The following is a 10,063-nucleotide window of genomic DNA, read 5'->3' as shown; positions in this document are numbered from 1 at the left end:
CAACGTTTGCTTGAATCAAGTTGATAACCTGCCACTAGAGGTCAGAACTGGGACTTGTTCTAATGGTGGAACAAGTCAAGATCGTAACATCAATGCTGCTATCAACATCCGAGAAGAGGGGCTACGACTCTTGACCTGCGGGACGGGGGGCAAAGCCTACTGTTCCCCGAAGAAAGCTACAGCCTGCTTCTGGGAAAGTCCAAGTGTAAGACCAAATCGTAGAGGACGCAAGAAGTCTGCGGAATTCAGGATTGAGTCTATACACCCAATCCTGAATTTGGGCAATCTGTTGGGTAGGAAGCTGCTATTGTAGCAATAGCAGTAGTTTACTTAAGCTTTTGATTGCTCTCTAGTGTTTCTGGCACAGGAAGCGCAATTTATTGCCCTTGAGAATACTCGCCGGTGATTAAATGAAAGCGTCTGCGGATGCCAGTTCTACCCAAGAAACGACACCGCCGCTCAGTTTGCTCCTGTTTGTTGCCAATCGTCCGGGCGATGAAGAGGAAACCGCTGCCATTCAAGCCCACATCCAACAACTGCCCTCGAACTTTAGCTTTGAGTTAAAAGTAGTGCCCATTGGTGAGCAACCCTACCTCTTGGAAGAGTACAAGCTGGTTGCTACCCCTGCCCTAATCAAAGTCCGTCCTGAACCGCGTCAAACCCTCGCTGGTCGCAAGCTACTGCAAAAGGTGGACTATTGGTGGCCACGCTGGCAGCGGGAAGTGGCCCTTGGTTTACAGGCGGATATGCAAAAGTCGGCAGCGGAGCAGTCGGATTGCTCCATGGAACTAAGCCGCCTCAAGGATGAGCTGTTTCAACTGCGTCAAGAGCGCGATCGCTTGGCTGAACAACTACAGTTCAAGGATCGGATTATTGGCTTGTTGGCCCATGAGTTGCGTAACCCCCTCACGGCTGTTGGCATTGCCCTTGAAACCCTAGAGTCCAATTTGCAGGAGGAAACTGCACCGCAGCTCCATTCCGAAGACATCCAACGTCTGTTTCACCATGCCCGCAGTCAAACCCAGGTGATGGGACAGTTGATTACGGATTTACTATTGGCGGCACGCGGCCCCCAAGATAAACTACAGATTATGGCACGGCAATTGGATCTGCGCCAACTGTGCCAAGAAACGGTTGAGGATGTGCGCCTAAATTTTGAACGCAAAAAGCAGCACTTTACCACTGATATTCCTCTGGATTTACCCTTGGTCTATGGCGATGGCGATCGCATTCGTCAGGTGCTTGTCAACCTATTGGACAATGCCTGTAAATATACTCCCGAAGGGGGCAAAATTCACCTGAGTGCGTTTCACCGCATGACTCAAAAAGTACAAGTTAGCGTCTGTGACAGTGGCCCTGGTATTCCCATTGAGCAGCAGGAGAAAATTTTTGCTGAAACGGTTCGCCTTGAGCGCGATCGCACCATTGAAGGCTATGGTATTGGACTGGCCCTTTGCCGCCAAATTATTCGTATGCACTACGGCCAGATTTGGGTGGACTCTCAACCAGGAAAAGGCAGTTGCTTTCACTTCACCCTGCCCGTTTATAGCTAGCGCTGTTCTTCCTTGATCATACGGGCGATTGTTTCAGCGCGCAGATACGGATCAGAACCAAAGGGTAAAATTTCGTAGAACTCATTGTCCGGCAAGCGCATCAGTTGTAGCGACTCCTGCTCGCGATAGATCACATAGACCCCCGGTGGCCACGTTTTGGCACTGCGTACCGGCACGGGAATGTCGCGGTGTTCTTCGCCGACGCAGACTAGGCGTACCACGCGAGTATTGGGACGATAGACGACTTTATCGTCACGGGTGCGCCGAAATAAAAAGCGATCTAAAACCTTGGGCAAGATCTCTGTTTCTGTGCCCCCCAATTGCAAATTTAAATCCAGCAGCTTGTCTTCGAGGGTCAGCTCAATAATGTGGGGTTCAGGGACGAGAGGCTGGGAGTGAATTTCAGTGGTTTCTTGAGGAGGAGCAGCGGCGGGTTTTACTTTCTGGACAATTTGGCTGATGTATTCCAAATCCACTGTCATGATTTTCTTAAAGGTAACAAACCATGAGAGGAGGCTAATGGCCACTCCCGGCTCCAATTGGGTAATCAAGCTGGGTAAGTCCAAATCGTCGAGGCGAATAGCTTTCAGAGCAGCATCGGTCTGACCCAAGACAATGGCCACATCTGCCGGACTGAGGTGTTGGAGGCTGCTGTAGAGCAAACGCAGATCAATGGTTTCTTGGCAGCCTTGGGTTGAAATGTGATAGGTGATGTCATAAAGCCAGTCCAGTGTCACCAAGTCATGGTTGAGCATCCAAAGCGCATAATTAAAGGCGGTTTGGGGAAAAACAGTTTGGGCAATGCTTTTGACAATAACTTGGGCGCGATCGCGCTGCAGCAAAGAAACTAAAGCCGCCTGTTTTTCTGCCTTGGTCGTTAGTTCATGGTAGCCAAGGAGTGCTTGGAAGACTTCTTGATCACTGGGCAGTAATCGAATGGCTGCTGGAGGAGTCATAAGCTTAGTGCTGCTGATTCATGTGACCCATTGCCCCTCACCCGATGATGAATGCTAAAAAAGCAACGCTAGCCTTTAATTCCACTATAGAGCGTAGTTAGAGTATCTCTGCTATTCCCCCACCTTTGCTTCCAGTTTGCGAACCCGCTTCAGTAGCTGTGGCAATTGCCGCAGCGCAGCGGATGCTTTCAGGTAAAGGGCTTGATCCATCGCCGGAATGCCGCCCATGCGACTATCTGGCGGTACAGAGCTACTAATGCCGGATTTAGCGGAGACAACGGTGCGATCGCCAATGGTTAAATGACCCGCTACCCCCACTTGTCCAGCCAGTACAACTTGATTGCCAATGCGAGTCGAACCCGCTAAGCCCACTTGGGCACAGAGAATCGAATTTTCACCAATGGCGCAGTTGTGAGCCACCATTGTCAGGTTGTCAATTTTCGTACCCTGAGCAATTGTGGTTTCCCCTAGGGTGGCGCGATCAATTGTTGTGCCGGCACCAATTTCCACATCATTGCCAATGACCACAGTACCCACTTGGGGAATTTTATAGTGACGACCATCGGGCAGGGGGACGTAGCCAAAACCATCACTGCCTAGGACGACACTGTTTTGCAGAATGACGCGATCGCCCAAACGCACCCGTTCCCGTAGGGCACAGTGGCTATAGATACGGCAATCGGCTCCAACCACGACATCATCATAGAGCGTGCAATGACTATCAATGACTGTGCGATCGCCAATGCGCACGCGATCGCCAATTACCGTGTAGGCTCCAATTGTCACCTCAGCTCCCAAGACGACATCGGTACCCAAAATTGCCGTTGGGTGAATTTTGGCGGCGGGTTTGGGTTGCGGATAAAACCATTCAATACATTTGGCAAAGGCAAGGTAAGGATGGGGCACCCGCAGCAGGGGACACCTGGCCTCCCCTTGAAAATCAGGACGGACAAACACAGCCGCTGCCTCCGTACTTTGCAGCAGGGCGGTGTACCTAGGATTGGCCAGAAAAGAGATATCGGTTGCTGTTGCTGTTTCTAGGGGCGCCACCCCCAACACTGGGCGATCGCCCTGCTCTGGACAGTCGAGGGTTGCCCCCAACCGTTCGGCCACATCTGCCAGCCGCATCTTGCCGTCCTCACCATCGAATTTGAGTTTTAGCTCAGTCTATCAGGTCTCGTTTGTAAAACCAATCAAGAATTTAACGAAATCGTTCATGCTGAACATTTTATCCTTTGCACGAGTGATATTCATTGAGTGGCAACTTTGTCAATGTGTTTGTTATATTTTTTAACACGTATGGCCGATAGCATGGAGTAAGGAGTACGTTCTATGGAGCAACGCTTTCCCGAGTTGAATGTTGACCTCAGTTTTGAACAGGAGTTTCAAATGCGGCTGATGGAGGAGCAAGTGAATACCATGAGCCTTCAGGAAGCTCGTGAACTACTGTTGCAAGCCTCTCGCCTTTTGATGATGAAAGACAACGTCATTCGCTCCTTGGTCAAACGCGCTGCTTAAATCACATGCCTAAATTACAAATGTGTGGGACGGACCTCTTTCTCCACCTTGCTTCCTCTGTCGAATCAAGTAGGGGATATGGGGCTGCACCACAATTTTTTTTGCTTATGTCAAACCAGTCCCTATACAGTTGGCAATACTCATCTCAAAATTAAACGATGAATCGAGCAGCTCTGCTGAGAGGCATCAGTTCTGCGACAGAGGTCTTGTTCTTATCCCCAACAACTCAGACGGCCAACACTTTTCTGATTCAAGCACCGCGGGTACTTGATTTTTTGACGGTTGTAAAGTTTTTAGCCTAGCTCTGTATTCATTGATCGATCTTGCTCTGGCACTTAAGCCTCCGTCGATTCAACAAACACTCTTAAACGGAGTCAAGAGACTAGTTTTGAATATACACAAACTTAGAGACCATTGCAGGTCAGAGGTGCTTGCATTTTTAGTAAAGTCGGGCGCAAAATCCAAGTTGTCTTTACCTTACGCTTTGGCAGTTTGAGTGCTGCTCGCGAGTCAGGGTAAGCTAACAAACAGAGGTTCTTGCTGGGGGTAAAAGCCATGGCTATTGCTGCTGCCATCATTTTGTTGATCCTGAGTGGCTGGGTAAATGACCATCCCTGGGGATGGCTACTGATTCTTGGTCTAGGGTTGGGCTATTGGTACTGGCGGCGATCGCCTGTTCCAATAAAAGTCAAAGCCGCCCAGCCTACGCTGCATCCGCAACTCCTCGCAAAGCAACTAGCAGAGACACAGAGCCTTTTGCAGGCACTTCCCCTAGATCGCCAAGTCTCTTTGCAAGCAACCCACAGCCACTTACAGCAGCGCTTAGATTCCCCAGCAGTTGAGGTGTGTGTCCTTGGGCAATCGGCTTATGCTGTCAATCAGGTTTACCGTGCTGTCGCTACACTCCCCTTGGATAGCTGTACGCTTCAGCAGCAAACATTGGCAACGGTACCCCAAGCAGACTTAGTGCTTTTGACGGTAACAAGTGCCCTCACCGCCAGTGAGTTTGAGATGCTGCGGGTGTTGCAGGCAGGCCATTATCACGTTTTTGTGGTCTGGTCCCCAGAAATGGTGCAGGAGCGCGATCGCGTGGCAGTGCATTTGCAGCAGCAACTTCGACAACTCCAGATTAATCCAGACCAACTGATTCCCTTTGCCCCCCACAATCCCCAAGCCCTCACCTCCACATTGGTGCACTGTCTCACGCAAAAGCGAACGGATTTGGTCTTGGCAGGCACCTATCGCCGTGCCCAACAACTCCATCAACAGGCTCAAGCCGCCCTCAACCACTATCGCCAAGAGCGGGCCACCCCCATCATTGAACGCTACCAATGGCTAGTAGTAACGGCAACAGCGGTAAATCCTCTCCCTCTTCTAGATCTCGTCATGGCCGGAGGGCTGTTGGTGCGCCTCACCTGGGACTTGGGGCAGATCTACCAACGCTCCTTTTGCTTAGCCGATGCCGAACCCCTGGCCAAGGAGCTACTGCGGCTAATGGTGCAGTTGGGGGCTGTGGAACTGGGCACGCAATCCTTAGGGCAGTGGCTCAAGGGCAATTCCCTCACCTATCTAGCAGGAAGTTGTTTACAGGGGGCAACGGCAGCCTATGTGTTGCGCTTGAGTGGGTTAAGTTTGATCCATTACTTTGAGACCGCTCCCCAAGCAAAATCCCTACCTTTGGTGACTCGATTGCAGCAAAGCCTTCAGTGGGCACAGCAGCAGGTGGGACGCTCTCCTCTGCAAAACCTAGGACATTCTCTTGGCTTGCCGTTGGCCTAGCCAGTGGCGCAGGAGTTGACCCGCAAAAAGCACAACAAATGCGGGATTGTTAATCAGATAGCGTTGCCAGAGGCGACGGGGTTCCTGAAGGAGTCGAAAGAGCCACTCCAAGCCAATTGCCATCATCCAACGAGGCGCTTGAGCCACAACGCCACTGTGAAAGTTAAAGGCTGCCCCCACACCCACCAAAACAATCGGCAGAAAAGGACGTTGGCGAGCCATCCACTCCTCCTGTTTGGGACAGCCAAGGCTGACAAAGACCAGATCCGCGCCACTGTCAAGGATGCGCTGGCGATCCTTGGCCTCCTCCGCGGGGGTCAAGGGACGAAAAGGCGGCGCGTAGGCACCTACCAACTGGATATTGGGAAAGCGTTTTCTCAGATTCTCTTGTAGCCGCTCCAAGACCGGGGGTTTACTACCATAGAGAAAAATCCGCCAGCCTTCCTGCTGGGCGCGATCGCACAACGCCAGCATCAAATCAGGACCATAGACCCGTTCTGCGTGAGGAAAGCCAAAGAGCCGTAAGCCCCACACCAAGGGCATGCCGTCAGAAGTCACCAGTTGGGCACCGTTAACCACCCGTTGGAAGGGCGATCGCCACACCCCCGTCATCACCACATGAACATTGGCCGCCACCACGTAGCCCCCCTTGCCTTGACCGATCCATTCAGCCATGAGATCACAGGCTTGACTGTAGGTGGTGACATCAATTCGTGTCCCTAAAATGTGCGCTGACTCCACGCTGGGTCTGCTCCGCATACTTCACGTGATTCCAGCGTAGAACATTGGTTGCAGAACCAAAGTGAACATCCGACAATGCAAAGCAGATGTCATGTTGTGCCTTGGGGAATGAATTTAGAAGAGTGCTATCGCGTTCTCGAGTTGCCACAAGGAGCGTCCTTAGCGCAAGTGAAATCCGCGTACCGACGCCTAGCACGACGCTATCATCCCGATGTCAATCCTAGCGATCGCACTGCCCATGAGAAGTTTATTCTTCTGCACCAGGCCTACGAAAAACTTGTGCGCGTCCTGCCTACCTTGCGAGTCAGCCCCATTAAATCCGAGGCTCAATCCCCCCCGCCCCTCTCTGCCTTTGAGATTAAACTAAAACATGCCAGCTATCGCCAACTGCGGGAATTTCTCAAGTATCGCTGCTATCAACGCGCTATTTCCCTAGTGGAAGGCTTGGCCAGTCGATTGCCCCAAGATGCTGAAGTACGCCAGTGGCAAGCCGTCACCTATCAGTGCTGGGCGCGGCAACTCATTCGCGATCGCCAGCCTCAAGCCGCACGGGAATACCTACATCGGGCTCTAAAAGCTGACCCAGACAATCGCACCCTCTGGCAAGAAGCAGAAAAAGACTTTCGTACCTTAGATCGTCTCTATGGCAAAGGAGTTTAAGTCCAGTCTTCCCGCTTACTGCTGCCCACCTTGTAAATACCGCCTCGGGCATGGATAGCACGGGTGCGCTCAAAGAGTTCCTCCTCCGTAAGGTGCCATTTTTCCAAGAGTTCGGCCATGAGTTTTTTATTCGTTTCAGCGCCCGGAAAGCCATCGTAGCGAATGAGCAGGCGTCCTAACTCCGCCAAATTGTAATCACTCATATCCTCTTGCTTGAGGCGCTCGAGAATTAATCGATCTTGGGCTTCGCGGGGATGTTGTAGGTTCTGGGGAGTTGTCATTTTACCTTCCAAGATCCACTTTTTAACGTCCAGTTTTGCGATAGCGATTTCCCGGCAGTTGCTCAACCCAACCCATTAGCTCTAAGTGCATTAGTTCTGCCATCACGACACCTGTATCTAAAGCCACCTGCTGCACAATGTTATCAAAAGCAACACTATTGCTGCCTTGGCTCAGGTTCTGAATTGCCTGCAGAATCTGTTGCTGGGGCAACGAAAGCGTTGGGGGTGGGGTTGAAAATGGTCTTGGATCGAGGGGGGGAGTATGCCCCAATTGTTCGAGGAGGGCTTCTTCTCCTAGGATGATCTGTGCGCCTTGATTGACCAGGCTCAGGGCACCCTTGGCTCGGTGGTTATCCAGATGCCCCGGCAGCACATAGACATCGCGGCCATACTCAGCAGCATAGCGAGCAGTAATGAGGGCACCAGATTTGTAGGGGGCTTCAGCAATAATCACTGCACGGCACAGCCCCGCAATAATTCGATTGCGGCGAGGAAATTGGGGGCGATCAGCACCCACACCCCTCGGATACTCGCTCAAAATTCCCCCGCGTTCACAAATTTGGTAGTACAGTGGGCGATTCTCCGGCGGGTAGATCATATCTACACCTGTGGCTAAGACGGCTAGGGTAGCGCCCCCAGCCTCCAGACAGCCCCGATGGGCGGCTCCATCAATGCCCGCTGCCATACCCGAAACAACAATAAACCCCGCCTGCCCAAGGGCGTATCCCAACTTGTGTGCCCAACGCTGCGCATATTCTGAAGGATCGCGGGTGCCGACAATCGCCACTGTTGGTGCAGGCTGGCTCAAAATTTGAAGAACACAAGCCCCGCCGTAATAAAGTAAGGGTGGCGGGTCGGGAATCTCCCGCAGCAGGGATGGGTAACGAGGGTCGCTGAGCACCCAATGGTGAGGGTTTTGCCGGCAGTGCTGCTCATAAAGGGCCAGGGGGTAACACTGCTGACGTGCTTGGGCAATTGCTCCTTGGAGCTTAGCACCAATGCCTTCCACTTCTGCGAGAGCTGCTAAAGGGGCTTCCCAAGCAGTTTTCAAGTCTCCAAAGTGCTGCCACAGGCGCTTGAGTAACACAGGGCCAAGGCCGGGGATCTGGGACCAACTGTACCAATAGGCAGCATCAGCGGGAACCAAGGGAGTTAGTAGGCTTCTTGTAACTCGTAGAAGTCAGGGGTGATGTAGTCTTTGCGCAGCGGCCAGCCCACCCAATCTTCAGGCATGAGAAGGCGCTTCAAATTTGGGTGCCCTTCATAGATAATGCCAAACATATCGTAGGATTCTCGCTCCTGCCAATCGGCGGTTTTCCAGATCCAATAGACTGAAGGGACGCGGGCATCGTCACGGGGAACAAAGACTTTGAGGCGCACCTCGGGGGGGCGATCGGCGTTATCCCTGAGCTTGACCAAATGGTATGTGCTCACCAAGTCCTGACCGGGACCAGAATCATAGGCAGCTTGGCAGCGTAGGTAATTAAAGCCATCGGCATAGAGGGCTTGGCATACCGCCAGTAGGCGATCGCGATCCACCTTGAGCATTTCTACACCAGAGGCGTCGGTACCGAGGGATTCTACGCTCAAGTTTTGGGACTGTAAAAAGCGGTATACAGGGCCAGCTTCAACAATTGCGGCCTCGGGGGTGTCACTCATCTTTACTGCTCCAACCTCAACGGCACTTAACTGACTCAAGACCATTCAAGGGCACGCTTGCGCCACGCATACACCAGCGCCACGACCAGAATGGCAATGAAGATTAAGGCTTCAATAAAAGCCAGTAATCCCAACTGATGGAAGGCCACCGCCCAAGGATACAAAAAGACGGTCTCTACATCAAAAATGACAAAGACAAGGGCAAACATGTAGTAGCGCACATTAAACTGAATCCATGCGCCACCAATGGGTTCCATCCCCGATTCATAGGTGGTCAAGCGAATCATGCGCCCCGATTTGGGACGTAATAGTGCAGAGGCGCCTAGAGCCAGTACTGGCACCAGACCACAGAGAATCAAAAAGCCAAGAAAATACTCATAACCACTGAGAACAAACACAGTTGCTGGGTTCCTCGATCTTGGAATCGCTACCATTTTGACACACTCCCCTTGCGATCGCTAGGCTAGAAATCAATAGAAAAAACTAAATTGCCCTATAGCAAAGCATTCGCTAATGTCCCAACCCACTGTCCTTTGTGCTGGCGAGGTTCTCTTTGACTGTTTAGAGGCGCCCCCCACTCCCCGCCAATGTTTTCTGGGGGGTGCCCCTGCCAATGTCGCCTGCGGTTTGGTGAAGTTGGGTGTCAATGCAGCTTTTTTGGGGGCGGTGGGGGAGGATGCCTTGGGGGAGCAGGCCTGTGCCGAATTGGCCGCGTTGGGCGTCTATATCGATGCGTTAGAGCGGGTGGCTGGGGTGCCGAGGCGGCAAGTGCGCGGACAACTGGTGGGCTGCTATCTCCAGATTGTGTGATTAGCCCCAGCGGGAACCTCACGAGAAGCCGATACGAAGTTCAATTGACATACTCTCAACACAGCAATACTTGCCTCAGAACCAATATGACTCACAGCACCACAGT

General features: G+C 52.1%; 12 protein-coding genes and 1 pseudogene. 6 read left to right on the top strand and 7 right to left on the bottom strand.

The features are described from left to right. Together P3X23_RS11885 and P3X23_RS01900 are read left to right on the top strand one after the other, a co-directional pair. Nucleotides 1-313, top strand: a pseudogene (locus tag P3X23_RS11885) (hypothetical protein); the annotation flags it as partial. 97 nt (nucleotides 314-410) lie between these two features. Then, nucleotides 411-1,553 (top strand): histidine kinase, encoded by a 1,143-nt coding sequence (locus P3X23_RS01900; RefSeq protein WP_300872611.1) that lies wholly within the window; start codon nucleotides 411-413, stop codon nucleotides 1,551-1,553. Here P3X23_RS01900 and P3X23_RS01895 read toward each other — a convergent pair. Further along, nucleotides 1,550-2,509 carry a hypothetical protein gene (locus P3X23_RS01895; protein ID WP_300872609.1) on the bottom strand — a complete coding sequence of 320 codons (960 nt, stop codon included), beginning with the start codon at nucleotides 2,507-2,509 and terminating at the stop codon, nucleotides 1,550-1,552. The two genes, P3X23_RS01900 and P3X23_RS01895, sit on opposite strands and share 4 nt — an antisense overlap. Before the next feature lie 111 nt (nucleotides 2,510-2,620). Continuing rightward, nucleotides 2,621-3,637 (bottom strand): UDP-3-O-(3-hydroxymyristoyl)glucosamine N-acyltransferase, encoded by a 1,017-nt coding sequence (lpxD, locus tag P3X23_RS01890; RefSeq protein WP_300872607.1) that lies wholly within the window; start codon nucleotides 3,635-3,637, stop codon nucleotides 2,621-2,623. Nucleotides 3,638-3,841: 204 nt separating this feature from the next. Here lpxD and P3X23_RS01885 point away from each other — a divergent pair, with 204 nt between their 5' ends. Together P3X23_RS01885 and P3X23_RS01880 are read left to right on the top strand one after the other, a co-directional pair. After that, nucleotides 3,842-4,027 (top strand): NblA/ycf18 family protein, encoded by a 186-nt coding sequence (locus tag P3X23_RS01885; RefSeq protein WP_300872605.1) that lies wholly within the window; start codon nucleotides 3,842-3,844, stop codon nucleotides 4,025-4,027. Nucleotides 4,028-4,582: 555 nt separating this feature from the next. Continuing rightward, on the top strand, nucleotides 4,583-5,806 hold the full coding sequence (locus tag P3X23_RS01880; protein ID WP_300872603.1) for a YcjF family protein: 1,224 nt from the start codon (nucleotides 4,583-4,585) through the stop codon (nucleotides 5,804-5,806). Here P3X23_RS01880 and P3X23_RS01875 read toward each other — a convergent pair. Beyond that, nucleotides 5,774-6,547, bottom strand: a complete 774-nt coding sequence (locus tag P3X23_RS01875; protein ID WP_300872601.1) for a WecB/TagA/CpsF family glycosyltransferase — start codon at nucleotides 6,545-6,547, stop codon at nucleotides 5,774-5,776. The two genes, P3X23_RS01880 and P3X23_RS01875, sit on opposite strands and share 33 nt — an antisense overlap. Nucleotides 6,548-6,622: 75 nt before the next feature. On the opposite strand from P3X23_RS01875, the gene P3X23_RS01870 reads away from it, so the two are divergent. Beyond that, nucleotides 6,623-7,207, top strand: a complete 585-nt coding sequence (locus P3X23_RS01870) for a J domain-containing protein (protein ID WP_300872599.1) — start codon at nucleotides 6,623-6,625, stop codon at nucleotides 7,205-7,207. On the opposite strand, the gene P3X23_RS01865 is transcribed toward P3X23_RS01870, so the two are convergent. The 4 genes from P3X23_RS01865 to ndhC are packed head-to-tail and all read right to left on the bottom strand — an operon-like array spanning nucleotide 7,204 to nucleotide 9,545. Next, nucleotides 7,204-7,488 (bottom strand): DUF3288 family protein, encoded by a 285-nt coding sequence (locus tag P3X23_RS01865; RefSeq protein ID WP_300872597.1) that lies wholly within the window; start codon nucleotides 7,486-7,488, stop codon nucleotides 7,204-7,206. The genes P3X23_RS01870 and P3X23_RS01865 overlap by 4 nt on opposite strands. Before the next feature lie 22 nt (nucleotides 7,489-7,510). Next, complete coding sequence (gene dprA, locus P3X23_RS01860; RefSeq protein ID WP_300872595.1) at nucleotides 7,511-8,635, bottom strand: DNA-processing protein DprA; 1,125 nt, start codon at nucleotides 8,633-8,635, stop codon at nucleotides 7,511-7,513. Between the two features lie 5 nt (nucleotides 8,636-8,640). Then, nucleotides 8,641-9,147, bottom strand: a complete 507-nt coding sequence (locus P3X23_RS01855) for an NAD(P)H-quinone oxidoreductase subunit J (protein WP_300872593.1) — start codon at nucleotides 9,145-9,147, stop codon at nucleotides 8,641-8,643. 35 nt (nucleotides 9,148-9,182) lie between these two features. Continuing rightward, entirely contained in the window at nucleotides 9,183-9,545 is a 363-nt protein-coding gene (ndhC, locus tag P3X23_RS01850) for a photosynthetic/respiratory NAD(P)H-quinone oxidoreductase subunit C (RefSeq protein ID WP_300872591.1), read from the bottom strand. 115 nt (nucleotides 9,546-9,660) lie between these two features. On the opposite strand from ndhC, the gene P3X23_RS01845 reads away from it, so the two are divergent. Then, on the top strand, nucleotides 9,661-9,957 hold the full coding sequence (locus P3X23_RS01845) for a PfkB family carbohydrate kinase (RefSeq protein WP_300872589.1): 297 nt from the start codon (nucleotides 9,661-9,663) through the stop codon (nucleotides 9,955-9,957). Nucleotides 9,958-10,063 lie beyond the last annotated feature (106 nt).

The organism is Thermosynechococcus sp. Uc, from assembly GCF_029335995.1.
GTDB lineage: Bacteria > Cyanobacteriota > Cyanobacteriia > Thermosynechococcales > Thermosynechococcaceae > Thermosynechococcus.
Note: the sequence above shows the minus strand (reverse complement) of the source record. Positions and strands in the feature narration are given on the sequence as shown.

Excerpts from the sequence above, each read along its gene's own strand:
- P3X23_RS01900 (WP_300872611.1), top strand. The coding sequence starts at position 411 with ATGAAAGCGTCTGCGGATGCCAGTTCTACCCAAGAAACGACACCGCCG.
- P3X23_RS01895 (WP_300872609.1), bottom strand. The coding sequence starts at position 2,509 with ATGACTCCTCCAGCAGCCATTCGATTACTGCCCAGTGATCAAGAAGTC.
- lpxD (WP_300872607.1), bottom strand. The coding sequence starts at position 3,637 with ATGCGGCTGGCAGATGTGGCCGAACGGTTGGGGGCAACCCTCGACTGT.
- P3X23_RS01885 (WP_300872605.1), top strand. The coding sequence starts at position 3,842 with ATGGAGCAACGCTTTCCCGAGTTGAATGTTGACCTCAGTTTTGAACAG.
- P3X23_RS01880 (WP_300872603.1), top strand. The coding sequence starts at position 4,583 with ATGGCTATTGCTGCTGCCATCATTTTGTTGATCCTGAGTGGCTGGGTA.
- P3X23_RS01870 (WP_300872599.1), top strand. The coding sequence starts at position 6,623 with ATGCAAAGCAGATGTCATGTTGTGCCTTGGGGAATGAATTTAGAAGAG.
- P3X23_RS01865 (WP_300872597.1), bottom strand. The coding sequence starts at position 7,488 with ATGACAACTCCCCAGAACCTACAACATCCCCGCGAAGCCCAAGATCGA.
- P3X23_RS01855 (WP_300872593.1), bottom strand. The coding sequence starts at position 9,147 with ATGAGTGACACCCCCGAGGCCGCAATTGTTGAAGCTGGCCCTGTATAC.
- P3X23_RS01845 (WP_300872589.1), top strand. The coding sequence starts at position 9,661 with ATGTCCCAACCCACTGTCCTTTGTGCTGGCGAGGTTCTCTTTGACTGT.